This window comes from Pseudomonas sp. NY15437 (assembly GCF_048068435.1).
GTDB classification, from domain to species: Bacteria; Pseudomonadota; Gammaproteobacteria; order Pseudomonadales; family Pseudomonadaceae; genus Pseudomonas; species Pseudomonas nitroreducens_B.
In genome coordinates this window covers 75,773-102,495 of sequence record NZ_JBLUQC010000019.1, presented here as the reverse complement: position 1 = coordinate 102,495, position 26,723 = coordinate 75,773, and the positions used below count along the sequence as shown (strand labels likewise).

The window sequence follows — 26,723 nt, the reverse complement described above, 5'->3', positions numbered from 1 at the left end:
GAGGCGCATTCTACAGCGATCAATGTCGCTGTCAACCACCTCGGCGACCTTCTTTTCAGCTCGCTGCCGGAGCAGCCAGTGAAGAGCGGCAAGTGAATCACCTGCCTGATCACCACTCTCAACTTCGAATCTCTGTAAGCACTTGATTTTCAAGTTCTTTCAGCGCTTCGTCGCTGGGAGTGGTGCGCATTATAGGGAGTTTAAAAGGCCCGTCAACGACTTTTTGCAGAAAGATGACAAAGGGGCTCCCCCATCCTCCCCTCTATTATAAAAAAGCAGCACGCTCCCGCACCCGCTCCGCACCGGCGCATCAACGGCTTCCAGCCAACTGCGTCTTGCTGCCTATATAAAGAAGGCACCGCTGAACCTCACATCCCCAGCGCGCGCTTCCCGAATTCCTACGCGCTTTTGCAGGTTGCCGCGTCGGCAACCCCTCCTCCATCCTCCGCCCGTCACGGTCAATCCCGTGACTAGGTTTGACGACCTGAACTGAGATGGCGCGAATGCGCTGGACCCGCAGTGGAACGCCAAAGTCGCCGAGATCATCGGCCAGCTGCGCCAGGACGGCACGCTCGCCCGCATCTCGAACAAATGGATCGGTTCAGACATCACCCAATGAGCGCGTTCCAGACTCCCCCCTCCCGACTGCGCGACGCGCCGGCAGAACCGCTGCTGGCGCGCCTGTTCGGCTTCCGTACCCGGCTCTACCTCACCTGGGCGGTCATGCTGCTCCTGTGCGTGGCGTTTTTCCTGAGCTTCGACCTGAAGCTGGCGATCATCCTCGACAAGTGGCGCAACCTAGTGGGCATCAACCTCGCCCCCAACGGGTTCCTCCAGGGCGCGGCGCTGACGCTGTTCCTCAGCTTCTGCTCGATCTGGGTCTCGCTGCTGCTGGGTTTCATCACCGCGCTGGCCCGCTTGTCGAGCAGCGCCGTCGCCTTCGGCGTGGCCAGCTTCTACGCGTCCTTCTTCCGCGGCACGCCGCTGCTGATCCAGATACTGCTGATCTACCTGGGCCTGCCGCAGCTGGGTGTGGTGCCGGGCGCCATCAGCGCGGGCATCCTGGCGCTATCGCTCAACTACGGCGCCTACCTGAGCGAGATCTTCCGCGCCGGCATCATCGGCGTGCCACAGGGGCAACGCGAAGCCGCCGCAGCGCTGGGGATGAACCGCACCCTGACCTTCTGGCGCATCGTCCTGCCGCAGGCCATGCGCACCATCATTCCGCCGACGACCAACCAGTTCATCTCGATGCTCAAGGATTCGTCGCTGGTCTCGGTGATGGGCGTCTGGGAGGTGATGTTCCTCGCCCAGTCCTACGGTCGCGCCTCCTACCGCTACATCGAAATGCTCAGTGCCGCCGCCCTGCTCTACTGGCTGATGTCCATCGGGCTGGAGCTGATCCAGGCCCGACTGGAGCGCCATTACGGCCGCGCCTACGACACACGCCGCTGAACTCGCGCGCGCCTTCGACCATCGCTCTTCTGGAAACCCGCATGTCCGACCCCAAACCCCTGCTCTTCGCCCTCTATGAACAAGCCAGCGTCGGCTGCGGCGGCGCGCCCAGCCTCTGGACCCACCCGGCCGACGAGCGCCTGCGCATCAACACTCTCGGCTACTGGACCGACCTGGCGCGCAGTGCCGAACAGGCCAACCTCGACATGCTGTTCTTCGCCGACGTGCTCGGGCTGTATGACGTCTACGGCGGCTCCCACGAGGCCGCGCTGAAGTGGGCGGTGGAGGCGCCCGCCAACGACCCGCTGCTGCATCTGCCGGCGCTCGCGGCGGTGACCGAACGCCTGGCCTTCGGCGTGACCATCAGCACCACCTACGAACACCCGTTCAGCCACGCCCGGCGCCTGAGCACCCTCGACCACCTGAGCAACGGCCGCGTCGGCTGGAACGTCGTCACCTCCTACCTGAGCAGCGCGGCGCGCAACTTCGGCCTCGACGAGATGATCCGCCACGGCGACCGCTACGCCCGCGCCGAGGAATTCCTCGATGTGGTGTACAAGCTCTGGGAAGGCAGCTGGGCGGACGACGCCCTGGTGGCCGACAAGCACGGACAGACCTATGCCCGGGGCGACCGCGTTCGCCCCATCGAACACCATGGCGAGCACTACCGGGTGCAGGGCGCGCACCTCTGCGCGCCCTCCCCGCAGCGCACGCCCGTGCTGATCCAGGCGGGATGGTCCGAGCGCGGCCGTGCCTTCGCGGCCAAGCATGCCGAACTGATCTTCATCGCCAAGTCGCGCCCGGAGGAGATCCGCGCCGGTCTCGAGGACATCTGGTCCCAGGCCGAGGCTCGCGGCCGTACCCAGGACGACATCAAATCGCTCACCGTGCTGCGCATCGTCACCGCCCGCACGGCCATCGAGGCGCAGAAGAAGTACGACCAGTTGCAGAGCAACTATCACCTGCAGGCGCAATTGGTGAGCTATGCCGGGGACACCGGCATCGATCTCGACCGCTACGCCGACAACGAGCCGCTGACCACCGAGACCCAGGGGCTGACGTCCTACGTCATGCGCCCCGACGGCAGCGGCCAGCCGCTGACCGCCGGCGATGTGCGCAAGCGCTTCGCCCAGGTGACCCGTGGAACCGATCTGATCCTGGTGGGCACACCGGAGCAGGTGGCCGACCGCATCGAAGAGCACGCCCGCCTCTCCGGCACGAGCGGCTACATGCTCAATCCGCTGATCAGTCCCGGCACCTTCGACGACTTCGCCGAGCTGGTGATCCCCGAACTGCAGAAGCGCGGCCTCTATCGCACCCATGCACAAAGCGGGACCTTCCGTTCCGCCTGCGTGCCGATCGCAGTGATCGCCTGCCACAGAGCGCTTATGGCGCTTCCTTCCGCTTCGAATAAAGGTATGCGCGCCCTGAATGGGCGCGCTTCTTACCGCATCGCCTACAACCCCCCGGCAAAGCCTGGGCAAATGCTCGTCAGACAGGCGTGCGACTTCGTTGCTGCTCGATGGCAGCAACCGGCCAATTGCAGCCATTCGCGGATGACCCAAATCGGCCAGAAGGGGACTGCAATATCAGTGTTGCATTAACCATGCGTCCTATTTACTCAGTGGGGGAGCGCTAGGGCGTCTCTAACAACAGTCATGAGCGCCGTGAGATCAAATGGCTTGTCGAGAATGAGGTAGGCCGGGAAATCCCGACTCCAGGAGCCGCCAGACATGATGATGATGGGGATGTCTGGGGAGCGATCTGCAACCTTACGCGCTAAATCCAGACCGTCGATCTCACCAGGCATTAAGACGTCAGTGAGCAAAAGGGCCAGTTGACCAGGGTTAGCATTGATCCAATCGAGACCATTGTCGGCGTTTCCAAGAACGACTGCGGGAATGCCGTAATTTTCCATCGCCAAGCCAAGAACTCTGGCCAAGGTTGGATCATCGTCAAGGATCAGTACGAACGAGGCACAGTTAGCGGGCGGACCTCGGAGCGTTTCCATGCCAGTTCTCCTGTACGTGTACCGGTGGAAAGCGCTGCCGCGCCTAAGTTCACATTCTTAGTCTGGTCAGCCTCTCCCCGCATACAGGATAAACATGGCAACGACTGCTTTGGGTCGCTAGCTGCCTCTCGTCAGGGGCAGCAATGCGGGCGATGCGGACGCTTCTCGCTCATCCACCTGGACGATCGCACTCCAAACACATACCTGGTACCGATCCGTCGAGACTCAAACTACCCGAGATCCCCACCTCCCACCGGCAGGGTAACGCCTGTGATGTAGCTGGCCTCGTCGGAAGCGAGGAATAGGATCGCGCCGACCTGTTCATCGATGGTTCCGTAGCGCTTCATCAGGCTGCTATCGACAGTCTGGTCGACGATCTGCTGGTACCAGGCCTTCTCCTGTTCGCTCTGCTGAGCGGTGTTGCGCGGAATGCGCCGGGGCGGCGCTTCGGTGCCGCCGGGCGCGGTGGCATTGACCCGCACACCGCGCTCGGCGGTCTCGAAGGCCAGGCAGGCGGTCAGCGCATTCACGCCGCCCTTCGCGGCACCGTAGGGCACGCGGTTCACCCCTCGGGTGGCGATGGACGACACGTTGACGATGGCGCCCGCGCCCTGCTCAAGCATCGGCACCAGCGCCGCGCGGCAGCACCACAGGGTGGGGAACAGCGAGCGGCGCACCTCCGCTTCGATTTCCTCTTCGGCGTAGTGCTCAAATGGCTTGGCCCAGATGGTGCCGCCGACGTTGTTGACGAGGATGTCGAGGCGGCCGAAACGCGCAAGCGCCTGGGCGATCACGCCCTGGCAGTCGGCGAAGCGTTCCAGGTCGGCGGTCAGGGTCAGAACCTCGCCGTGCTGGCCGAGGGCGTCCTGCAGCTCATGGACGATCTCGGAGCGGTCCACGGCAATAACCTTGGCGCCCTCTTCCACCAGCCGCTCAGCGACGCGCCGGCCGATACCCTGGGCGGCGCCAGTGACGAGGGCAACCTTGTTGTCGAAACGGGACATGACGTTCTCCTGTCAGTGTGCGGCCACGAGCCCGCCCGAGGGCTTCTCGCTGCCGCGGATAAGGGCCACGGCGACCAGCGCCAGCAGAAGGGGAATGGCCAGCGCCAGGTAGAAACCGGCGACGCCGCCCCATTCGAGGAAGGTTCCGCCCAGGGCGGAACCGATGATGGCGCCCACCCGGCCAAGGCCGATGGCCCAGCCGGTGGCGGTGGCGCGCAGGCTGGTCGGGTAGGCGGAAACCACCAGGTAGTTGAGGGCGATCTGCTGCCCGCCAATGCCCAGGCCCGCAGCGCCGACCAGCAGGAACACCAGCACCCAGTTGTCGCCGCTCAGGGACAGGCCAAGGCTGACCAGTACGCCGAGGGCGAACAGGCCGAGCAGCACGTTGCGGGTGTTCAGGCGCGGCAGCAGGATCGACAGCGGGATGGCGCAGAGGATGAACACCGCATTGACCGTGACGGTACCCAACGGCGCCTGCTCTACCGGCAGGCCGGCGGTCTTCAGCACGGTGGGCAGCCAGGAGAGGAACATGAACCAGGCCACCCAGTTGAACAGGTAGGTCAGCCATCTCGTTGCGCTCGTTGGTGCCCAGGGCGGTCTTGAAGGACAGTGCGACGCGCCAAGCACGGCCGAGGCTCAGGTCCAGGCCAGAGTCCATGTCGATGAAGTTGGTGTCCACCGGGTCAGGTGACAGCAGATAGAGCACACCTTCATTGCCCTGATCGGCGTACCGCATCCGATAATCCTGGTTACGGTTGAAGTTGTGCCCCCAGGCCAGGCCCAAACGAGGGGTGAGTACTCCCAGCCTGGTCTGGATGTCGTAGCTGGTACGCCAGCCCAGGAACGAGGTGAAGTAGCGCAGGTCCTGCTGCTCATAGGACAGCGCATAGATCCCGCCGCCATGCTCGCTGTACCCGTCGAGACGAGTGAAACTGCTGTTGACCCGGACGTATGGAGCCAGTGACAGCGCCCCCTGGCGGTACTCGTAGCTCGCAGTGAGCGAGGCGAACAACTGATCGGCATCGCGGGAGCCGTCGGCATAGCCGTTGGACGGGTCGGCCGTGACGAAGCGCCGCGAGTCGAAACTGATGCGGTTGTAGCCCAGCAGGGCGTCGATATAGACCTCTGATAACGGGTTGGCGCTCAGGTAGGCCGCCAGCCCCAGTGCATCGCCTTCACTACGGGAATCATGCTCGCCGATGTCGGTGCGGTCGTTACCGTAGCCAATACCGATGCCGATCACTGCATGTGGCGAGAGGCGATAGTCCATGCCGGCGCTGAGTCCGAAGGTGGTGAAGCTGTTGTCCTTGGCGCCTCGGGCCTTGTTGGAGCCGGTGTTGACGAAACCGTCGGTCCAGAAGGCCACGGCTTGCTCGGTGCATTCGCCGGCGCTGGCGCGAGCACTGTCCTTTTCCTTTCGACGCTGCTCATCGTCGTCCGGATCGGCACCTTTGCCTTCGAGTTCATCGCGTAACGCACTGCCCAAGCTGCCCAGGCTCACGTTGTCGCGTCCGCGGCTCACATTGGCGTTGAACGAATCACGGTCGCAAGACGCGCGGTGCAGCTGCTCCAGGCGGTGGTTGAAGTTGTCCATCTGGGTGCTGGCGAAGCGCTCTGCCCTTTTCGCTCTCGTTTAGGGAGCACGCCAAATAGGCCAAGACGGGATGCATCGCTTTCAGGGCGGGAGTTGGTCGACGCCAAGTCCTGATGACTTGGCGAGGATCCTTCGGTGCCTTGCTTGAACAAGTCCAGGCCGGGGCTTCACATACCGGCCAGCAGGCGGCGGGCCAGGCGCTCGCTGCCGGTCAGCTCCGCCAAGTGGCTGAGCTGCTTGCTTTCGTACGACTGGTTGAAGGTCGCCACGTCCAGCGCAAGGATCTTGCGGAACGCCGCGACCGCTTCGGGTCCCTTGATGGCAGCAACCTTCTCGCCATGCTGCGCGATTACATCGAGCATCGCCAGCGGGTAGCGCACCGGCAAGCCGATCCGCACATGCACCATCCCGATGCCCAGGCGCTTGAGAGCGTAGGCGTCATCGTAAACGCCGCTGAACAATTCTCTGAACCACGCGGCCAGTGTATTGCCCAGGCGCTTGCTGTCGGTGATGAACTCGCGAGTCGCCTCGTGCTTCCACGTAAACGAGTCGAGAGTAATCAGTAGGTGCTGATGGCTTTCAGGACGAGGGTTGGGGAACACCTGGTTGGAAAGGTGTTTGCTCAGCCACTCCCATACGTGCAAACAGGCTTCTCGTTCGTTCCGCTCCTTGATCCAGTCCCACTGCTGGTCCAGTTGCCGCTGCTCGTCCCATGCGCGCTTCAGGCTTGCCAGAAATGACGTCTTTCCCCTTGGGGGCGATTCAGCGCAGTCGATCGTGGCTATCAACAGTTCCCTCTCGGATAGCGCCGGCGAATAGATTCGCTCGTCCGCCATTTCACGGGTCAATTTGCGCTTAATCCAAGACAGCTGGCGTTCGCTCTCCGATATCCAGGAGAAGTGCTTCTCAGGGATCAGTAGGTAGTTCTGATGGTCCCTCACCTGATCCCTCGTCACTCCGAATTCCTCAATGCTCTCGGCCATACGGTCACGCATGGTCGCAGGAATGATGTTCTCCGGGTGGTAGGTAGCGGTGTCGCGGAGTGCCAGGTAGAACCACAGCCATCCTGAGCGACAAAGCCATCAAGCGACTGGACAGGTTCTCCAAAGAGCACGAGCTATCCAGAGCCCGTGTCTTAGAAATCCTGCTGCAGATGGAGGATGAGAAGGACCTGTATCTGAAGAAGCAGATTCGCGTGCTGCGAGGGATAGAGCTCTAGTGACTCGCTAGCATGGCTGGAATACTTGGAAGTGCTCGACTTCAGGAACACCGCATAAACAGCCTCAAACCGCGAGATTTTCCGGTGGGGCAAAAAGTGGGGCAAAATTCGAAGCACACACAAAATACCCAACCACAAAAAAATCCAGTCACCGCTAAGTGACTGGATTTTCTAGGGATTTTTGGTCGGGACGGAGTGATTCGAACACTCGACCCCTTGCACCCCATGCGCTTATTTGGTGGATTTCCATAGATCACCATGGACAACCACAAACAACTCAAAACCTAGTATTTACGGGCCTTTCAGGCTATTTTACCTTCCTGTAGCGTCCACCATCGTCCACCACCAGCCAAGCGTTTTGGTGGCACAAAAGTGGCACAAAATTCGGGCGCGAAAAAATTTACTAGGGGTAGAGAGTGGCCAAGCTGACGATCAAACAACTGGAGGCTTTCACTGCTGAAGATCATGGAAAGGTCTTCCGAGAGGATGGTGGGCTGGTTGCCGAGGTGCGAGCTGGCGTACGCGGAGTCACGGTTCAGTTCAGCTATGAATTCAAACTGGATGGCTCCAGAACCCGAAAGCGACTGGGCAGTTGGCCGAAGAAAAGCTTGGCGCAGATCCGATCTGAGCGAGACGAAGCCCGGACTCTTGTTACGAAAGGTCTGCACCCTACCCTTGCCGCCAAAGCAGCACGGATCGAGGCACAAGCGGCCATTGTCGCTACGATTGCTGAGGCCGAACGTGAAGCCGCCGAAAACAAAACAGTGGCAGACCTGTTTGACGAATGGATACGCGACGGCGTCTCTCGGCAGGATGGCAATGCGGAACTGATCCGGAGCTTCAAAAAAGACGTACTCCCCTTCATTGGCAAGAAGCCGCTTCGCAGCCTGACAGAGAAAGATTTACTCACCGTCCTACGCTCAGTCAAAGCACGCGGCCTGAACCGTACCGTCGTGATCCGCAGCAAGGACATCGGTCAGATGCTGCGCTGGGGAGAAAAACGTAAGCCGTGGCGCACCCTAATGGCGGACGGCAATCCCGCCGACCTAATCGACGTGAGCAAACTGCTGGATCACGACTACGAAGAACAGCGCGACCGACTGCTTTCGCCAGATGAGATTCGCGAGCTGCGTGACATCTTCGAGTGCCTGGAGCGTGATTACGAGGCCTTACCCGCCGGCCAAAAATACTCCGGCATCCGTCCAGTTAATCTGCGCGTGCAATGCGCCGTATGGATCTGCCTGAGCACCCTCTGCCGCATCGGTGAACTGCTCAAATCGGAATGGCGCCACGTGGATCTGGAGAAAGGCACTTGGTTCATCCCGGCCGAAGCGACCAAGGGGCATAAGGGTAAACGCCAGGATCACCACGTCTTTCTCTCAGCCTTTGCGCTTGAGCAGTTCAAGCGGCTGCACAAAGAAACTAGCGATACACCGTTCTGCTTCCCCAGCAAGGATGGCAAAAATCACGTTGACACCAAGACAGTCAGCAAGCTCGTCGGAGACCGACAGTGTCGTTTCAAGAACCGCAGCAAGCCCTTAGCGGGCCGCCATCATAACGACTCACTGGTACTGAGTAAGGGCACCAAGGGCGAGTGGACTCCGCATGACCTGCGCCGCACCGGTGCAACGATGATGCAGGAGCTCGGAGTCACTCTGGAAATCATTGACCGCTGCCAGAACCACTTACTCGGCGGCTCCAAAGTGCGCAGACACTACCTCCATCACGACTATGCAAAGGAGAAAACCGATGCCTGGTGGCTTCTTGGAGATAAATTAGAAACGATTCTCCAGAAAACATCCTAAACGCCTGGACGGACACAATCCGTACACCTACTTAAAGGGCCAGCCTATGTGACCGCCGGCGCAGAGGAGAGCGCTATAGTGCGCTGTTGCCAAACTACTAGCCTTCCAGCTTCGCTTACCGCTCCATAAAAAATTTCCTTTACCGACCCACAGCCGTTTTGGTGCTACCTCCATGCTGCGTGATGCGAGGACGGCACTTGATCTTCACCGCGCCCCGGGTGAAGGAGTCGTCCGAGGCCTTGCTCGACCACACATAGGCTTCGCCGGTTCCGAGATGGCTCATCTTGTCGGAGGTCAACTCACCAAGGGCAGCATTTGCCTTCTGGATATGCTTCAGCCAGGCGGGCGAGTTGAATTTGTGCATGATGATCTGCGATGACAGCTCGATCAGAGAGACAGGGACCGATGGCGGATCCTGAGAGGCTACCATGATGCTGGTCCCCTTGTGTCGCATCTCACGGACAACCTCTACCAGGCCGGAAACCAGGTCATCGTTCTCGATGTACTTATGAGCTTCATCGAAAACCACGAGCTTGTTGAAGGCACTTCCTTGATAGGTTGCTTCCGAGAAAATTTGCAGCATCACCACGAACAGTCCGAGGGCCTCGTCCTTTTCGATGTATTCATCTCGCAGATCCACGATGATCAACCGGCCTGGACGAATCAGATCCTGGAGCCGCTGGTTATCATCGATATATTCGCTGGCGAACAGCAGACGCGTCTGGGCCAGCTCTTTCAGGTGATCGGATAGACCAGAGTTATCGATGCCTGCTCGCAGGGCATCTAAGGTCAGGTTGTCCCGCAGCCCCCTCATGATGAGATTGATTTGCCGCATATACATGCTCTGGCTGCCAATCGCTCCCATCAGGAATTTCCAGTGCGCCGCCTTGAGTTCGGAGGCAGAAAAAGCAAGCGGCTTAACTTCGATATCCGGGTACTCGGCCCGGCGATCATCCACCTTGTTTGCCGGGGTAAGAATCAGGACATCCTTCAGGGCTTCCGGGTTGGCCTTGTAACGCTCACGAAGGATGCGGATCTCTTCATCCACCGAGTTGGCATTGATCATCGAGGTAAACTCCGGCGCATAATCCTGCGTCGGGCTGTAATGGAAGATGACCGTGGCGAGCGGACTTGGCAGCACATTGATGTGCTGAAGCGGCATGGAGACCATCTCAATGACTGTTCCAAGGGTGTAGCTCTTGCCGCCGCCTTGAACCCCAAAGAGACTGATCGTGTGGGTATGGTTGAGGTCCAGCGCGATTTTCCTGCCGGAAACCTCTCCGAGCAATCCGTACTGGGGTGAGTCACCATTAACGCCCAGCATAATGTCATAGCTGACCTCGGCTTGAGGCGCAGGCTCGGGTGTCGGATGTTCCGGCGCTTCATACTCGGGTTGAACAGGTTCCGCCGGCTCAACAGCAACGGCGGCGGGCTGCTCGTCTTCTTTTTCTTCTTTAGGCGCAATGGTGGAAGTTCGAGATGTTTGCTCGACAGGTTCAGCCTGCTCTTCGTTTTCCTCTTGGGCAGGTGCGGGCGTTTCCTCTCCAGCAGGTGGTGTTGGCTGGGTGATTGGTGCCTTCGGCTCTTCGTCCCAGAGCTCATCCACCGTCCAGGACGTTGACCGGGCTCTCTTGGGTGCGATGAAAGCGGCTGTCTCGAGCTTCGGCACGCTCGGTATAAACTGCTCGCTCAGGAGGTGCACAGTCGGTTCCTCCTCAATCTCGACGGAAACAGGCTTGCGGCAGTTCTCCAGTAAGGCGCGAATGAGATCCTTACCGATGCGGTGGAATTCAATGCCAACCTCGTTGTCCGGGGCCTCGGTTCCGGTCTTGTCGAAGTCGAAGATCAGGGCGCAGCGTCTGAACTGAAGCGAGTAGCCCTGCTCGATGGATTCAAGTAACCCTCGTGCTTCCTGCGCAGCAGTCGCATCAAAGATCCCGTAACGCAGTGAGCGCTCTAGATAGAAACGAAGGATCTGAGCCAACTCCCGGCTCTTGAGCAACCTATCCGGCCGGTCCGGCTTCTTCAAGGCCGGGTCAAAGTGGCGCTGGAGGATGCGCTCGCTCTGATTGATCTGGGCGGAAATCCGTTCCTTCAGTTGGTTGAAGGCCGCAAAGTCGCCCACTTGCGAATAGCATTTCACCTCGACCAGGTTGCAAGTGATCGTTCTGGTGTTCAAATCCAGGTCGAACAATCCCAAGTCGGTGCGTTGCAGGCTGATTGCATCATTGACATCGTCTGACTCACCGCTTGAGCGGTAAAGGTCAGTGTGCGCATCCAACGGCACAATGACCTGATTGCTCAATGCGCCCTGATATTCGAGGTAGAGCCGAGCCAAGGCCAGGCCAAGTGCTTCCGCCTGTTGTGTGCGAGCAGAAATCAGCTTTAGGGCAAGTTGACCGGACAGCGACCGCAGATTTGCCAGGATCTGAACCGACTGCTCGCCGTCGGCGGACAAGCCATGCTCAAGCAGCACCGGCTTCAGCATCGCCTCCAGTTCATCATTTGAGCGCGACGAGATGATCAGGTTGTGTGTCGCCTGGGAGCTGGCTCCCGGCACATAGTCAATCAGATAGTCCGGTCTATTCTTCCGGCCGCCATGGTCGAAGAACTCAATCCCCATATTTCGGTCAATGGTGAACACCCAGTCGCTGATCTGGTGAACCTCGTAGATCAGTTCTCGTTGGGCCACATCGAGGCCAAGGGTCACCACAGGCACAGCTTTGAAGCTGGCACCAGAAGCAGCAACCGCTGAGGTAGCAAAACAGAGGTGTCGGCTCAGGGACGACAGCAAATCGAAGCACGCCGCATGGTTGTCCGCGCCGAGGGAGCGCCCGACAATCGGCCGCTTGTTCCAGAAGGTCCCCGAATCGTCATCAACGAATTCAGTGTCGAAGTCCTGTATCAGCCCATGCAGCGGGGTCACCCCCATCGGCTTCTCCGCAATGGAAAGCTCCTCGGCGGGAAACACATCCAGAAGAACACTGATGTGCGCCGGGAACTCCTTGGAATTTGCATGGAATTCATTCAGTGGGTGCTTGGCCAAGTTCAGCTTGGAGAACAGATGGCTGCCCGTTGAGGTCGCAAATGCGTCGGCGGCCTCGTTTACCGTGGCTCCGGGACGGACCATCGACTCAAGTGCCTCGCCCAGAACAGGTGAATCGGGATCGGTGGTAAAGAGCCGCACGTCATAGCGCAAATCGGCATGCTCGCGCTTCTGCTGGAGCGATAGCAGAGCCTCCGCAATCACCGAGCCGGCCCCGGGGTTGAAGATGTTCAGTGATAACTCTCGAACATAGGGATGCTGAGAGAGATAGCGCTCGATCTTGTCCGCAATGACTTGTCCGGAAATATCTGATCCCGCCGCAGAGGGCTCGGCCAAGCCGAGAGCTGAACAGATTTCCGCCATCAGACCACGGGAATTTTCCTCGGTCGTCGGGGCGTAGAGCGCCCAGAAAGCATTCAGGTTGTCCACCGGAGTGAAAATGCGGCCATCCTCGACGGGAATACCGACCGGATAGGCAGAGGGCAAAAGGCCATCCAACAGCGCGGAACGGACGTGAGGAATGTGATCCTTCCCGCCTGACTTGATCTTCTCAATCCAATCCTTACCCAGGGCGACCCAACTGCTCAGCCACAAGGCACGGAGCGGATGGGTTGGGGAGACCAAAACAGCCTCCCGGTGCCTTCCACCGAAGTCGGTCAAGATGACATGAATGGAATCGACGGCCAGCACATTTCTGAGCGCTTGCAAGTGCTGCTGACGCTCGGCACCAGAAGTCGTCTCGGCCTGACGGATGAGGTTCCTGACCAAGTCAAGGTAGCTTTCAGCATACGCGAGGCATTCCCTTTCCGAGTCGCGGAACGAAAGCCCCTGCATAATCAGCTCGGCAGTGTCTTTGCGCACTGCTGCAAAAAACTCTTCGCGGGCAGCCAGGAAGGAAGCCATCGCGGCGGAAGATGGCAGCGTGAGTCCAACCTCGGAAGGCGGCTCAGCGGTATCCAGATTGATCTGCATTCGCCAGCCTGACGGGTGCTTGGGCTCCGCCAAGACGCGCTGCTCGATGGTTTTGAGCATACGCGAAAGCGGGATCTGAACCGCGCCCTCACGACCGAATTTTGCGTGTAGGGTTTCCTGGCGAGAGGTCTTCTTGGAGCGACCGCCCTCGGCCCAGGCGACACCACTGATGGCGATATCATCGGGATCGCGTTCATCGCCCAGGGCAGTCAGTTGCAGCCGGAAACGCGCATGCTCCAGGCTCTGCTCAATGGGTATGGCGCGTTGCGGTGGCTCTTCCTCGATGTTGCCACCGGGCAGGACGTAGAAAGGTTCGCTCTCGTAGGAACGTCTTGCGCCCTCGGAGGCGGAATCCGCGTCCAGCGGAATCGGATCGCCATCGGCCGTCCAAGGCATTACACGGATGAAATGCCATCCTTCCTCGAATTCGATCTTATTGAGCTTGACCAAGTTGGTCGTGCATTGCAGGCGGTTCGGCGTCCAGGCCTTGACTTTTTTAGATTTTCCTACCGGGCCGTCATTCTGCGAAATGATCTGAACCGTAAAATGATCAAGCCCGCTGACCTTGCCGGGGTGAGGGCTAACCTCGAACACCACGTTCATTTTGCGGCGGTCGTTCGGCACCAGAACCTGTTGCCCGATGAGGCCGGAGAGTTGGTCGTCGGTCTCATCCTCCTGAACGACCGGCAAGTCGGTCTCCAGCACTGTCAGCAGGACCTTGTCCAGCGAAAGCTCTTCCTGGAACGTCCATTTGTCGAAAGAAATGCTCCACCAGCTCTTGTCGGTCGCGATGGGCGGCGTCCAGGATTCGGGCTCCTGGACATCGTATTTTTCAAAGTAGGTGAATAGTCGCGACTCCAATGCCTTGTCGCTGAGTCCCAGATCGGCGATACGACCACGAACCGACTTGTGCGAGGCCATCAGACTGCGGACGCTGCCGAGGTTACGACGAATCTTGCCATTGACCATGCCGGGATCGGCAAAGAGCTTGAAGTCTGGAATCAACGTCAATTCATACAGGCTGGCCCCGAGGGTTTCTCCATCAATCCCGTTTTCGAGCGCAGTGAGCAGGTACCGCACGCGGGAAACATGGTCGGCAAACAGCCACTCCTCCTCGGTGAGGATGCCCAAAAGATCGCGAGCATGGCCAACCAGTGTTGTCGGGAGCCGATCAAGCAGCGAGTCGATAAGGTCCTCGTAGATACCGGCGAAGGTCAGCTCCTCGAAGGTCGCCACACCGAAAGAGTCCTCGGCGCTGGTGCGAAGCGAAGTCGGTATGAAGACCAGCAAAGGCTGACGCAGCTCGCCGTTCGCGTCCGGGTTGCGCAACTCCACCAGTTTGGTGGAAGTGACTCGGAAGGGCTGGCCCTCCTGATCATGGCTGCCGAGGATAAAGATGTTTCCGTCGGGCCGGGTCCGACGTAGTTCCTTGCAGACCGACTCCATTACCTCGTCATCGAGATCGGTGACCCGCATGCAGTGGCCTGGGCCACGGTCACCCAGGATCGCTTCGATACGGGGGCACAGCAGACAAGCGACCGCCGCGTTCAACTTATCCTGGGAAAGCTTGGTGAACGCATTACTCATGCGTGCCTCCCGTTTTTATCTGTTCCGTCATTTCTCTCAATCGCATAGCGGGGCGATACCTTCTGGGTCACGTAGGCATCCGACAGGTCCTCGTAGAACCCGATTTCACGCAGGCGACGCTTGAAGGCTTCGAGGTTGAGGCGCAGGGCGCGTCTGTCGAGGATGCTGCTGTTGGCCTGTGCTCCGTCCGGCAGCCGGTCGATGTGAAGGCCGTAGCGGCTTCTCAAAAAGGCCAGCAACTCCTCAATGCGAACCTCGCGGGTCACGAAACGCCCGTCATCCTGAGTGAGCACAGCCACCTGAAGGAGCACTTCAAGAAGCTTGCTTCCCAGCACAAACCGCCGAGGACTTCCCTTGGTTCGGGATTGGGCCAGCAGGCCGTTCTCCTTGTTCTTCAGCAGCAGTGAGTCCAGGCACTCAGTGATGTACTGGCGGTGATACTTGCCGCGATATGCCATCAGGATTTCGATGAAGGATTCGAACTCGCCAAGGCCCATGGCGGTGACTTCCCGGATCTCCGGATCGATGTCCTCGTTTCCAGAGGTCGATTCCTCGATCAGGCTGGCCAGGCGGAACTTGAAGTAGGCTTGGAGCTCGGCGTCGTGCTCGGGCTTCAGTAGAGAAACCAGATCGCCGACGGTGAACACGCCGCCCCCTGGAGTAGCCAGCTTGCCCGTCTTCTTGCTCAGGTATTCCGCCATCTCATCGAGCTTCTTGACGACGAAATTGGCCTGCACAAAGGCAGGAATCTGGCGATAGAGCCGGTCAGTGGACTTGCGAGCCAGCTCGACCATATGCGGATTGTTGACGTCCCCCATATCCACGACCAGCGCGACGGGATCAGGTGAACTCTCCAGCGCATTGTCCGAGCGCTGCTTCACCAGCTTGGGCAGTATCTGCAACAGCTTGAGGTGGTAGAGCGCCAGATGGAATGCCATCAGGGTTTTGAGGTAATCCACCAGCACCGAGCGAGGAATATAGGGCTCATAGGCCAATAGCCGCAGAATGTCGTCGGCCATGGTGTCGGCCTGATCGATCAGAAGTGGTGGAAAGCGCTCGGGCTCCTTGGAGTCCTGTGTGTCCTGAGTAACTTGAGAATCGAAGCGAAGTAGCGCTTGGGTTTCTACATCGACGACCGTGCCGGATTCATGCCTACCGGTTACATGGTCAATCCCAGGGAAAAAGAAGCGTTTTAGCGTGTCTCGGGCGGCCTGGCCCTTGCCTTTGCGGGCATAGTAGAGCATCCAATAAATCTGCTCGGCTGCCCCATAGTCACGGCAGTGCTTCGCATTTCGAAATTTGTAGGTCTCTCCATGAAGCGGGCGCGGAGAGGCGACAGCTTGATTCGACTTGCCCCGATTTACCACATCAAGAAGTTCGGTCTCTACCCACTTGTGGACAATGGAGGGATGTTCGTCAAAGCCCTCAAAATACTGCTTAACCTCTTCGGACAGCATCATTTCATCTGCAAATTCTTCTGGCTGCAAAATATTTGCGCGTGGCGGCTTGCGACTGCCATAGCCATTGAATTTGAGGCGAGGAAATAGCATGGTCAGCACACGATCCATTTCCGTGTGCTGCCAATGCAAATAACTGACCTTAGGTGTTCTGAATTCCTTGTCTCTACCCTTGATTGACATGATATTCAGCCCCTTTTTCAGAAACACCCAATGCCAATACGCCATCCTCTTTTCTGTTTATCTGGTAGAACCGGAGCCCATTTTCCGTCAGCAGAACTTCTTGATAGAGTGCAGCAGATAACAGGTTTTTAAATACCGCCAGACTTAACAAGAAACCTTCCTGTTCCTCGATGCTGGGACGGTAGCCGTTGTTGAGCCGCATCAGCATTTCATAGATGTCAAGATTGATGCGCAGGCTGGCCTTGTGCCCGTCGCCGGAGTCGTAAAGCAGCACCAGCGCCTGAGACAGGCATTCAAGGAAAGGATGAGCCGCTGTTTCCTGCTCGGTGCGGAGCATGAAATGGTCGCCGTCAAAGAGACGGTAACTGCGGATGGTGCCCTTATCCACCTGGCGAACACGCAGCGCCAACTGGTTGCCCAAACGCGCCGGATCGCTCAGACCTTCGCCCCGGTTGATGGCTCGAAGAATGGCGGTAACCTCATCTGCGCTTTTCGCTCCCGGCTGCTCAATGGCATCCAGGAAGGGATCGATGCTTCCATATGGCAGCATCTCCTTCCAGCCGATGTCACGTCGCTCAAAGAAATGGCGGCGGCGCATATGCGATAGATAATTGCGGTGCTTGGCGATCAGTCGAGCACGGTTCTTCGACGAGTAATCGCGAGGCAGATTGCGGAACAGCGTCGCCACAAGTTCATCGTCGTACCCAGCCCGCTCCGCGAACGAGAAGCGGCTCATGGCCTTGGTCTTGGGATTGAGGAAGCCAAGCTCGCGGTCCAGATCGGGATTGCTGACTTCGGCAACGTCAATCTCGCGCAGCAAGGCAATCAGCCGGTCATTGGATCCTTCCGCCCCGCCAAGCCACGAGTTGAAATAGAAACCGTCAAGGATGCGATTCTGGGTTTCTTCACCGCCGTTTTGATAGAGGTGGTGAATGCCGTCGCAATCCTGGGTGCCTACCAGCATGAAGGCCAGCGCCGAACGAAGGTCGCGCATGGTGATGTGCAGTCGGCCGCGCAGGTGAGTGATGGTGTAGAGCATCTTCAGGCGCTCGATCACCTTGGGACCGGCAACCGGGTCCTGGAAGGTCCGGGCGTTGTGATAGGCGTAGCATTTGCCCTTGAGATCGCACTTGTCGCATGCCTGCCAGTATTCCTGCTGCGTCATGCGGGCGATCAGCCGCTCCAGAATCGAAGGCTGACCTTCCTCGGGTTCGGCGACCACCGAGCGCAGGTTGAGGTTGATAACCGCGATACCGCCTTCCGGAGCAGCTCCGGCCAAGCCCTGCTGGATCTGCTTGGCGAGCAACGGGAACTCTTCTTCATGCTCCAGGAAGAAGTCGACCAGCCGTCCCTCGTTGATGGCGATCAGGCGGGTCTGATTCTCGGGCCAGCCGGAGGCATCCTTGCCCGCGAAGGGAGCGAAGAACTTCTGAAGCACGGCATCGTTGCGCTCGTCGCCTTCATCCTGGCTGCCGTCGTAGTTGCTTTGGTAGGTATGCCCCTTAAGCTGGAACACAGCCCCGTTCGCGCCGCGCTGTATCTGTGCGCCCTTGCTCTCGGCAAAGGCCTCGAACTGCTGGATGAAGGCCGTCTTGCCGTCGCCGGCGTTACCGCTGATGATGACCAAACGGAACTCGCCCTTGAGCAGCGTGGGCTTGAGCTTTTCGTCCAGATAAGTCGGCACGTAGGTGGCCTTGCCAACTTCGTCGAGGCCACGGGTGCCTGCGTTGGACACCTGGCTCTGGCTATAGAGCGTCAGCAGGTGGGTGACAAAGGGGTTGGTATTGGGCTTGGTCGGCTCGAACCCCAGCTTGGACACCACCTTGGGTCCGGCACCAATCTCGCCGGTCGTCAGCACCGAGCGCAGGCGCTTGACCTCGGCCAGGGCATTCAAGAACTCCTCCGCCGACGCAAAACGATCCTTGCGCTCCGGCGCGATCATCTTCGCCAGCACATTGACCAGCGACGAGCTGAGGTCGGCGCAGCCTTTGAACTGCTTGGGGTCCCTGGGCTGAGTCTTGATCGGCGGCGTGGGATCGTCGAATGGATACTTGCCGGTCAGGCACTCATAGAAGGAGATGCCCAAGGCATAGAGGTCACGATCTATTCGATCCGAAGCATCCGGCTCGGAGGAGTAGTCGTAATCCGGCGGCAGGTAACGGCGCGTGCCGCCACCACCTTGAACCTCATCGTTCTCGGAGACCGCGACGTTGAAATCGATGATGCGGACGCCTTTGTCCGTCCATAGCAGATTGGAGGGCTTGACGTCCTGATGGTAAACGCCGTGCTTGTGGAGATGGGCCAGCCCCTCGGCGGCCTCGCGCACGATGCGCACGGCATCATCCAGCGACAACGCCTCGGCATCGATCAGATCGGAAACATCCAAACCTTCCACATACTCAAAGACAATGTAAGGCGTCTGCTTGGCATCGGCCATGCGATCCGCCCAGATCACCTTCACCACATGCGGATGTTCGGGGAGATTGGTCAGGGTCTTGTACTCGCGGCGCAGCCGTTCGTACACGCTGCGACGGTCCTTGGTCACCAGTTTGATGACGCGCACCACATCGCCCAGGGAATCGAACACCTTATAGGCAACGCCGAAGCCACCGCTGCCCAACTTTTTCTGAATACGGAAGCGATCCGCCAGGATGAAATCCTGCGGCAAGTTCATCAGGTTATCCGGGAGCTGTGGCACAACCACGGCCGGGCCGCTCACATCCGGGCCGGAGTCGTTCTTGGCCTCGGGCAGAATCAGGTCATCCAGGGCCTTGCGAGCGATGGCTGCGCTCGTGTGCCGTTCCTCGGGGTCAAACTCGCAGAACTTCTGCAACCACTCGTCGATCCCCTTGGGCAGGTCCGGCTTGTGCTCCGAGGGCTTGATGGGGAACTTGCCATCGGCCTCCATCATCTGGTCGACGCTTTCAAAGGGCAGCTCGCCGGTCAGCAGTTCGTAAAAGATCAGCCCGGCGGCATAGAGGTCGGAGGCAATGCTGGCCTGGGTCGGGTCCTTGAAGCACTCTGGAGCCTGGTAGGCAGCATCCAGATCATCCACCACCTGATCGGCGATGGTAGAGGTGCGGTTCTTGCCCACCCTGGCGAAATCGAAATCGGTTACCCGGGCCTGGCCGCCCTTGGTCAGCAGAATGGCGTCCGGGGTCAGGTTGCGGTGGATCACCTCATGCCGGTGCGCATGGTCCAGGGCCGACAGCACGTCGCGCATCACTTGGAGCTTCTGATCGAAGGTCAGCGCCATCGAGACCTTGTTGATGTGCAGGCGCAGGGCCTGGCCAGGCAGATCCTCAGTGACCAGCACCACCTTGTCTTCATCGTCGGAGACGAACAGATCCTTCACCGCCAGCACATTGGCGTGGGTCGGCATGTGCGCCACGGCGCGATAGGCGTTGCTGATCTTCTTGAACTCTTCCTTGCGGGCGGCCTCGTCCTGGTACGGGTCGGCCTGGTAGACCCGCAGGCGGGCCATGCCGCCGCTCTTGCCCAACAGGTTGTGCTTGGCGCGGTACTCGGCATAGCGGTCGGTGCCGCCGAGCTTCTCTTCCACTTGCCAGTCGCGGAACACCAGCGCCGCGCTCTTGGGCTTGGCGTTGCCGGTGATCGCCTTGGCGACCTGGGAATGGAAGCGGGTGATGTTATCCAGCCGGTTGTCAGGGATGCGGCTCGCGTCGCGGAAGTATTTCAGGCAGTGCTTGAAGTCGGTCACGTCCGGGCTGTCGATGCCCGCCTGATCGAATACGGCGGCGTCATCGGCAGTGAGCAACACGGCGGCATGGACATGAGCCTTGCGCAGCTCGATCTGTCCGGGATTGCTATCGCGGATGAAGCTGGCCATCACCTTCGCGTGGTGACGAAGCTTCGCGAGGGGCGAGTGAAACGGTTGCCGCCCCTGCGGATACCACTTGGAGCCATACACATCGATGTTGCCCCGCGTCCCTTTGACATCCACCAGATACACCGCGTGAGGCGCGAGGATTGCGATGTCGATCTCGAACACCTCCTGGCCTTGGCGCATCTCGAAGTTGTGGAAGATCAGCCAGCCATCGGGCAGATGATCCCGAAGGAAACCGATGGCCTGGCGTTCAGATTCGTTCGCGGGTTGCCCGATGGGTATGACTCTTGCCATTAGCGAGCCCCCTCCTCAATGGCGCGCTCGACGAGGGCGCGGGCCTCGTCCTCCAGCTCAACAGCCAGAGCGCGGTTCTCCCAGGCTTTCTCTGCAATTTTGCTAATTGCATGCCTATGCCCGGCATCCGGCCAATAGATTGATATCTTTCTTGCGCCATCCTCTTGAAGAACAGGGATTGATGTTCCAGATGAGTGTTTTAGAAGGAAACGAAGACCAAATTCCGTTGCCAAATAGATGCTGATATATCCTGCGTCGCGGGTGTCGTGTGGGATTATCCGAATTTGATGTTCAGAGACCGCTTTCCCAATCAGGTTGCGATTGGCAAGTGTTGGACGCCCAAATATCCCATATCGTTGACCAACGCATTGAAATAAGATTTGGCCCGGCTTTACAACAAATTTTTCAATATTTTTTGTTCTAGCAGAAATTCTCTCATTGCTTTTCTGGCCCATGGTCATGACGTCGGAGCCACCAAGAAATTCATATCCACCGTCCTGAACATGAACTCTTTTGAAAATTGGCGGGCGCAGTGCATCAGCCACATCGGAAATTGGTATTAGTGGAACACGAGCCTTTTTCTCCGCTTCGCCAACAAATCCTATATGATGAAAAGCATCTAACCTGCTTAAGAAGCCACTTATGGTCTTTGTTTCGATGCTGAATGCCTGAGGCTTCTTATGCTCCCAAACAATGGGGCCTCCAGCAATTTCTTCTTCGAGCACCTTTACCTGTCTACTGATTAGCTCGCTAGCCTCCACACGCAATTTGGCCGCTTGCTGAACCAGATCATGCGCTTGATTTTCCACCGCTTTGAGACGGGGCACAGGAAGGTCGGCGATATGGTGCGGCTCAATATGTTGAATAATTGCTCCATATGTTCCAGATACTACAATCGGCACCCCGAAACGGCCGGAAAGATAGGCGTATAGATAGCCAGGCTTGATTTTCTCTGGGTTAGGGACCACGCGCATGAAGTGCTGCGACCCCGCCATTCCCTTCATGTCTGAGCGAGCGTAAGCCATCCGTCCGATGGTTCCTGAACAGGTAATAAGGGTCCAGCCCTCATCAACCACCAGCGCAGGATTTCCCTCTACTTGTTTCTTCGATAGCAAGGATATGGAGGACAAATCTGCATCAAGAATATCTGTGCTTCCCAGAAATGGAACTCCTCTTTCCGGGTCATCAACGTAGATCCTCGGGAATCGAGGGCCATTGAAGATTCCACCGTTTTGGCCTGCTGTAAGACTCCCTAGCGGTTCAGTACGGTGCTTCTTAAGAAGTTCTTTGGCCTCAATTGCACCCGACATATATGGTCCGCAGTCGAGACGACGACCGTTGTGTTCCAGCCAGGTGCTTGGAACAGCTTTGCATTGAAATTTTCTACTCATAACGTCACCTCGCCGGTTGCGCGGAATTCCTTGTATTTCTCTGCCACCAGCGGCAGCTCGTCATGAACGCGGCGGTTGCGACGTGTGGTCCGGCGGATTTCTACTTCACCACCTTCCCGAACTCGCTCGATCACTTCCTCATCGAAAACCAGTTCTTCACCATCCGGGGCTCGCTGGAACAGGAGATTGCCCCGGGCATCGACACCAGCCCGATCCACCACGGCCATGAAGACCCTGTATTCGGGATGCTCGGTATTGATCAGTTCCTCCTGGCTGCGGCGGCGTAATACCAAAAGGCTCGGCAAGGCGGGCGTCAGGCCATATTCCTTCACCGTGACCTTGAACGGCTCCACCGGCAGGTCAACCGAGGCCAAGACCTCGCAGTGGCGCAGAATCCACCAGCGCACGTACTCATCGCCGGGATTGCCCAGCAAGCCGTCGGGCAGCAGGATGCCCACGCGACCGGTGCCGGGCTTCACCCATTGCAGCGCGCGTTCGATAAACAGCACCTCGGGCGGCACACCGCCGATGTTTAGATTGCCGGTGTTGCGGAATCCACCTTCCTCGTCGCGCTCCCAGTTGTTGCCCAGGTCGTAACGCTCCAGGATGGAGGCGTCGCTGACCGTGTCTTGGGTCGAGAACCAGGGGTTGAGCAGAACCATATCCATGCTGCCCAGCGGCATGGCCGGGCGAGCGGCTTCAATGCCATCCAGATCGCCGTCCGGGAAGGTGCGAGCATCGATGCGGAACACACGACCGGGATTGCCGATGGTGAACAGCAGGTTCATGCGGCTGGCCACGGCCAGGAAGGGATCAATGTCGCAGCCGAGGGCATTGCTAGCCGCCCAGGCGGCAGTTTCGTTTTGCGCTTGGCGGATCTGTTCGTTGGTGGACTCTTCAGGCGTGGTGCCGAGGCCTGCCAGTTTCTTCTTGAAGATGTGCGTGGCGGTCATGGCCAGGAAAGTGCCGGTACCGCTGGAGCAGTCCATGATGCGTTCGCCGGGTTGCGGGTCGAGCATCTCCACCGCCATTTCGGCCACATTGAGCGGCGTGGGATAGCGGCCCTCTCGCCCGTCCATCACGCTGCGAGCAACCGCACGGAAGGCCCCAGTACGGTAACGGGGCTGGGTTTCGCTCAGGGAGTAACGGGCAAGCTCCATGACCACGCGGGCGCTCTCGTGGGGTTCCAGAGTCAGCTCCCAGCCACGAGTCAGCAGGTTCGGTTGCCAGGCTTTGGCAGCGGCAATGGATTCGTTGATGCGCTGGGCAATGGCCTGCTGGCCCGCCTCGGTGAAGGGCTCGTCACCCCTTATCCAGAACTTGCGCTCGCCGGTGGGCAGGGTCTCGTCGTAGATCTTAGCCAGCATCAGCACGGCCAACTGCTTGAAGGAATCCTTGTGGTCGAGTCCCAAGTTGCGGTTCAGATACTGGCGGCAGCGCATCAGGGCGTCTTCCAGATCCTCCACTTCGGCACTGACCTGAATGACCCCGCCGGTGCGTTCGAGATCGGTGGTGCGTTCGCCCGGAGCCGGCCAGACACCGAGCGGCTTGGGCCGGACCTCGAACCGGGTGCGCTCGACCTGGAACAGGAACTCTTCTTGACCATTGGTCCACATGCCCAGCGTCGCGCCAGGGATCAGCTCCAGCAGCTCCTTGAGCTCGCGCAGGTCGGCATCGGCCTCAGTAATGGAGCGGAGCTTGTCGCGCTTTTTCTGATTCTTGCAGACAATGATCCGCTGCAGGTTGTCATGGTTATGCTCGGCATCAGGGCGAAAAATCGCGATGTCGATACGCTTGCGCCCCTGGCCGGAGATCTGGGGATTGTAGTTCACCTCCAGGTCGTTCCGATCAAACCCGTAGCTTTCGATGAGCTGGCGCAGAACCTTCTGCACCAGCAGCTTCTTGGCGGAAGCGCTTTCCTTGTTGCCGGTCAAGATGTCAATGATGAAGTTATCCGGGCTGCTCTCTTCGGCAGCATCCTGTGAGTCTTCAATGATGTCGTCTTGATCGCTCATCCGTTCTGCTCCTTGAGAAATTCGCGGTACTTCTCAGCGATGACCGGCAGATCGTTGTCCTCGATCTTTTCACTGCGGGTCAGGGTCCGTTCCACGAAACGCCCGCCAATGCGGATGCGCTCGATATGCTTCTTGGGCTCGACGATCTCTTCGCCGTCCGGGGTGCGCTTGTAGAGCTTGTTGCCACGACGGTCGAAGCCAACCTTGTCGGCTACGGCCATGAAGACCGGATATTCATCAATGCCGCCCAGGGCTTCGGCGCGTTTTTCCTCTTCACTCTTGCGGCGCAGGAACAGCAGGCTGGTGAGGATGTTGACGTTGGCCTCGGCGATGAAGGCCTCTACCGGCAGGTCGACGGAGGCGAGCACCTGGGTTTCGCGCATGATCCACCAGCGGATGTATTCCGCCGCCGGGTTGCCAAGAACACCATCGGGCAGGACGATGCCCATGCGACCGGTTCCCGGCTTGAGCCATTTGATGCAGCGCTCGATAAAGAGAATCTCGGGCGCGACGCTTCCCTTGGGGGTGCCTGTATTGCGGAAGCCACCTTCACCATCCGGTTCCCAGGTGTGCGCCAGCTCATATTGCTCCAGGATGTGTTTGTCGGTGATCGGGATGTCGGAGCCGAACGGTGGATTGGTGGCGATGATATCCACCGACCCCAGCGGTATCTCCTTCTTGGCGGAGGGCAGATCGGCAAGATGCCCCAACGGAAACTCCAACGAGTTGATGTTGTAAATGTGTCCACGGCCGTCACCCGCCAGCACCATGTTCATCTGAGCGGCGCGAATCAGGAACGGATCGAAGTCGGTGCCGAAGACATTGACGGCGGCATACTCTTTCAGCCGTTCGTGGATGTTCAGGAACTCGGTGGTGTTCTCGTTTCCGGCCTGGATGTTTTGCTCTTCACGGAACTTCTTCAGCATGTGCCCCAGGGTGGCGACCAGGAAGCCGCCGGTGCCACAGGCCGGGTCCAACAGAGTCTCGGTCTCTTTAGGGTCGAGCATCTCGATGACCAGCTTCACGACGCCTCGAGGAGTAAAATACTGGCCCCGGTCGCCGCGCAGATTAACGCCAACCAGCTCCTGGTAAGCCACACCCTTGGCATCGACGTCAGTTCGGGTGAAGTCGTACTTGGCCAGTTCCGAAACGATAAAGGCCAGCGCCCGGTCGGAGAGGGTGATCTCCTCGTTGCCTCGGAAAATATTCTTGTACTGCTTCTTGACCTCGGTGAAGAGCTCCTCGATGCGGACGCGGATGGCTTTGCGCCCTTGTGGCTCGAACTGCTCCCTGGGTCCAGCCCAGAAACGGCGCTGCCAGGCCTGCCGCTGCTTGGCACGCAGGTTCTCGTCGTGCATCTTGCAGAAAATTAGGTACAGGAATTGCCAGAAGGCGGCGTCCTTGGGCATGCCCTCGTTGCCATGAATGAAGTTGTGGCAACGCCGGAAGGTGATCTTCAGCATCTCGTTGTCGGCGACACGGGTATGGGCATCGGAGATGACCTCCTTAGTGCCGACCGACTCTTCGGCCATCGGCCAGTCGCCGATGGGGTTGCACTTGGTTTCGAAGCGCTTTTGCTCTTTCTCGACAAAGAAGAACTCCAGGCCGTTGGTCCACAAGCCGTACTGAACGGCATCGACCTCGCGCATGATGGTTTCGATCTCATCGAGGTCTTTGGCGGCCTGCTCGAAGTCGCGGATGCGCATGGCATTTTTGCCGACGTTCGGCTCCTGGCGGCAAATCACGGCGCGGCTGAGATTCTCAATCGTGTGCTCCTTGCCGTGGTGGAAGATGGCCACATCCACCTTCTTGCGCCCGCCAATGGAGAAATCCAGCTCCATGTCTTCCGGCGAGAATCCGTATTCGTGGATCAAGGCGCGAACGACCCGCTGACGGACCAGCTCCTTCTTTGTTTCCTTGACCTGCTTGCCGGAAACGTAGTCAAGCGTATATCCCGCCGAGATGGTGTTCTCGACCTGGCTGTTCTTCTTGCTGCTCATCTAAAAACTCCGCTCACCGAGGCTGGTGTCATTTCTGGTTGTCCTCGCCGAAATCTTGGCTTGTGTGTTTCTGTTGCTCTATCCATGCGTCGATGTCCTTTCGGGAGAATCGCCACTGACCTCGGACCTTGAAAGCAGGCAGTTCCCCGGCCTGGGCCATGGAATAGACCGTCTTCTCGCCGACCTTAAGTAACGCAGCGACGTCCTTCAGCTTCAGAACCTCATCAACACTCATGCCGTTTCTCCTGCGGGGCTTGTGACCGTCAAGGCACAACGCCAGACCAGGGTAAGCCTCCCGCCCCCGAGCAAGAATACACCAGAAAATTCCAGTTAACGCCAAAGATTACCAGCCTAATTTCGTGTTGCAAAACACTAAACAGCGAGGCATATTAAACTCTATGAAAAACTTTGGTGAAACCATACGCGACCTTAGAGCCGCCCAGGACCTTGGTCTGCGCGAGACGGCGACCAAGATAGGCATCTCCCCTGCCTATCTCAGTCGCATAGAACGTGGCAAGGAGCGTCCGCCAAGGCCGGAGGTAATCAAGGCGCTGGCCAAGGTGCTGGCAGCCGATCCCGATGTGCTGTTCCGTTTGTCCTCATCCACGGACCCGGAAGTAGTCGACTACCTGCATGATCAACCCGAAGTCATGAATCTGCTTCGCTATATCAAAGAAGCAAGCTTTACCGAAGATGAAGTCAAAAGCCTTATTCAGGCAGCCGAAAGCATTAAAACCGCGACTCATTAGCCCCGGGCGGCGCACCTGCACCGCAAGTTAGGCCCCACTAACACTCCCCGGGGCAATAGCAGCGGAGGCTAGAACCACCTGAGCAGCAGCCGAT

General features: G+C 58.7%; 14 protein-coding genes and 2 pseudogenes. 4 read left to right on the top strand and 12 right to left on the bottom strand.

What is annotated here, in order from left to right; all coding sequences use genetic code 11:
• The first annotated feature begins 615 nt into the window (after nucleotides 1-615).
• Both ACNFIA_RS29115 and ACNFIA_RS29110 read left to right on the top strand, forming a co-directional pair.
• On the top strand, nucleotides 616-1,455 hold the full coding sequence (locus ACNFIA_RS29115) for an amino acid ABC transporter permease (RefSeq protein ID WP_416790530.1): 840 nt from the start codon (nucleotides 616-618) through the stop codon (nucleotides 1,453-1,455).
• Between the two features lie 41 nt (nucleotides 1,456-1,496).
• A pseudogene (locus ACNFIA_RS29110) lies at nucleotides 1,497-2,869 on the top strand (LLM class flavin-dependent oxidoreductase).
• A gap of 207 nt (nucleotides 2,870-3,076) precedes the next feature.
• On the opposite strand, the gene ACNFIA_RS29105 reads toward ACNFIA_RS29110, so the two are convergent.
• From ACNFIA_RS29105 to ACNFIA_RS29085, 5 genes and pseudogenes are all read right to left on the bottom strand, one after another.
• Complete coding sequence (locus tag ACNFIA_RS29105) at nucleotides 3,077-3,466, bottom strand: response regulator (protein WP_416790434.1); 390 nt, start codon at nucleotides 3,464-3,466, stop codon at nucleotides 3,077-3,079.
• A 230-nt stretch (nucleotides 3,467-3,696) separates the two neighbouring features.
• Nucleotides 3,697-4,470 carry a 1,6-dihydroxycyclohexa-2,4-diene-1-carboxylate dehydrogenase gene (locus ACNFIA_RS29100; protein WP_416790528.1) on the bottom strand — a complete coding sequence of 258 codons (774 nt, stop codon included), beginning with the start codon at nucleotides 4,468-4,470 and terminating at the stop codon, nucleotides 3,697-3,699.
• A gap of 12 nt (nucleotides 4,471-4,482) precedes the next feature.
• Nucleotides 4,483-5,097 (bottom strand): MFS transporter, encoded by a 615-nt coding sequence (locus ACNFIA_RS29095; protein WP_416790526.1) that lies wholly within the window; start codon nucleotides 5,095-5,097, stop codon nucleotides 4,483-4,485.
• 10 nt (nucleotides 5,098-5,107) lie between these two features.
• Nucleotides 5,108-6,064: pseudogene (locus ACNFIA_RS29090) on the bottom strand (autotransporter outer membrane beta-barrel domain-containing protein); the annotation flags it as partial.
• A gap of 167 nt (nucleotides 6,065-6,231) precedes the next feature.
• Nucleotides 6,232-7,047, bottom strand: a complete 816-nt coding sequence (locus tag ACNFIA_RS29085) for a protoglobin domain-containing protein (protein ID WP_416790524.1) — start codon at nucleotides 7,045-7,047, stop codon at nucleotides 6,232-6,234.
• A gap of 652 nt (nucleotides 7,048-7,699) precedes the next feature.
• Between ACNFIA_RS29085 and ACNFIA_RS29080 the strand changes: the two genes are divergently transcribed.
• A complete protein-coding gene (locus tag ACNFIA_RS29080; RefSeq protein ID WP_416790522.1) occupies nucleotides 7,700-9,088 on the top strand; it encodes a tyrosine-type recombinase/integrase in 1,389 nt (462 codons plus the stop codon).
• A gap of 139 nt (nucleotides 9,089-9,227) precedes the next feature.
• Here the strand turns inward: ACNFIA_RS29080 and mads8 are convergent, their stop codons facing one another.
• Genes mads8 through mads1 form a run of 7 tightly spaced genes read right to left on the bottom strand, consistent with a single transcriptional unit; the run spans nucleotide 9,228 to nucleotide 26,115 of the window.
• Complete coding sequence (gene mads8 / locus ACNFIA_RS29075; RefSeq protein ID WP_416790520.1) at nucleotides 9,228-14,693, bottom strand: methylation-associated defense system ATP-binding protein MAD8; 5,466 nt, start codon at nucleotides 14,691-14,693, stop codon at nucleotides 9,228-9,230.
• Complete coding sequence (mads7, locus tag ACNFIA_RS29070) at nucleotides 14,690-16,333, bottom strand: methylation-associated defense system protein MAD7 (protein ID WP_416790518.1); 1,644 nt, start codon at nucleotides 16,331-16,333, stop codon at nucleotides 14,690-14,692. Before mads7 ends, mads8 begins: the two co-directional genes overlap by 4 nt.
• On the bottom strand, nucleotides 16,317-20,474 hold the full coding sequence (mads6, locus tag ACNFIA_RS29065; protein ID WP_416790516.1) for a methylation-associated defense system protein kinase MAD6: 4,158 nt from the start codon (nucleotides 20,472-20,474) through the stop codon (nucleotides 16,317-16,319). The genes mads7 and mads6 overlap by 17 nt, the downstream gene beginning before the upstream one ends.
• A complete protein-coding gene (gene mads5, locus ACNFIA_RS29060) occupies nucleotides 20,474-21,865 on the bottom strand; it encodes a methylation-associated defense system restriction endonuclease subunit S MAD5 (RefSeq protein WP_416790514.1) in 1,392 nt (463 codons plus the stop codon). The genes mads6 and mads5 overlap by 1 nt, the downstream gene beginning before the upstream one ends.
• A complete protein-coding gene (gene mads2 / locus ACNFIA_RS29055) occupies nucleotides 21,862-23,880 on the bottom strand; it encodes a methylation-associated defense system DNA methyltransferase MAD2 (RefSeq protein ID WP_416790512.1) in 2,019 nt (672 codons plus the stop codon). Before mads2 (ACNFIA_RS29055) ends, mads5 begins: the two co-directional genes overlap by 4 nt.
• Nucleotides 23,877-25,880, bottom strand: coding sequence for a methylation-associated defense system DNA methyltransferase MAD2 (gene mads2 / locus ACNFIA_RS29050; protein WP_416790510.1), 2,004 nt, complete (start codon nucleotides 25,878-25,880; stop codon nucleotides 23,877-23,879). The genes mads2 (ACNFIA_RS29055) and mads2 (ACNFIA_RS29050) overlap by 4 nt, the downstream gene beginning before the upstream one ends.
• A gap of 28 nt (nucleotides 25,881-25,908) precedes the next feature.
• Complete coding sequence (gene mads1 / locus ACNFIA_RS29045) at nucleotides 25,909-26,115, bottom strand: methylation-associated defense system helix-turn-helix domain-containing protein MAD1 (protein ID WP_416790508.1); 207 nt, start codon at nucleotides 26,113-26,115, stop codon at nucleotides 25,909-25,911.
• 163 nt (nucleotides 26,116-26,278) lie between these two features.
• Between mads1 and ACNFIA_RS29040 the strand changes: the two genes are divergently transcribed.
• Entirely contained in the window at nucleotides 26,279-26,629 is a 351-nt protein-coding gene (locus ACNFIA_RS29040; RefSeq protein ID WP_416790506.1) for a helix-turn-helix domain-containing protein, read from the top strand.
• Nucleotides 26,630-26,723 lie beyond the last annotated feature (94 nt).

Bases quoted from the DNA above. Each gene is read 5' to 3' on its own strand.
- mads2 (WP_416790512.1), bottom strand. From the start codon at position 23,880: ATGAGCGATCAAGACGACATCATTGAAGACTCACAGGATGCTGCCGAA.
- mads6 (WP_416790516.1), bottom strand. From the start codon at position 20,474: ATGGCAAGAGTCATACCCATCGGGCAACCCGCGAACGAATCTGAACGC.
- mads2 (WP_416790510.1), bottom strand. From the start codon at position 25,880: ATGAGCAGCAAGAAGAACAGCCAGGTCGAGAACACCATCTCGGCGGGA.
- ACNFIA_RS29105 (WP_416790434.1), bottom strand. From the start codon at position 3,466: ATGGAAACGCTCCGAGGTCCGCCCGCTAACTGTGCCTCGTTCGTACTG.
- ACNFIA_RS29040 (WP_416790506.1), top strand. From the start codon at position 26,279: ATGAAAAACTTTGGTGAAACCATACGCGACCTTAGAGCCGCCCAGGAC.
- mads5 (WP_416790514.1), bottom strand. From the start codon at position 21,865: ATGAGTAGAAAATTTCAATGCAAAGCTGTTCCAAGCACCTGGCTGGAA.
- ACNFIA_RS29115 (WP_416790530.1), top strand. From the start codon at position 616: ATGAGCGCGTTCCAGACTCCCCCCTCCCGACTGCGCGACGCGCCGGCA.
- mads1 (WP_416790508.1), bottom strand. From the start codon at position 26,115: ATGAGTGTTGATGAGGTTCTGAAGCTGAAGGACGTCGCTGCGTTACTT.
- mads8 (WP_416790520.1), bottom strand. From the start codon at position 14,693: ATGAGTAATGCGTTCACCAAGCTTTCCCAGGATAAGTTGAACGCGGCG.
- ACNFIA_RS29100 (WP_416790528.1), bottom strand. From the start codon at position 4,470: ATGTCCCGTTTCGACAACAAGGTTGCCCTCGTCACTGGCGCCGCCCAG.
- mads7 (WP_416790518.1), bottom strand. From the start codon at position 16,333: ATGTCAATCAAGGGTAGAGACAAGGAATTCAGAACACCTAAGGTCAGT.
- ACNFIA_RS29085 (WP_416790524.1), bottom strand. From the start codon at position 7,047: ATGGCCGAGAGCATTGAGGAATTCGGAGTGACGAGGGATCAGGTGAGG.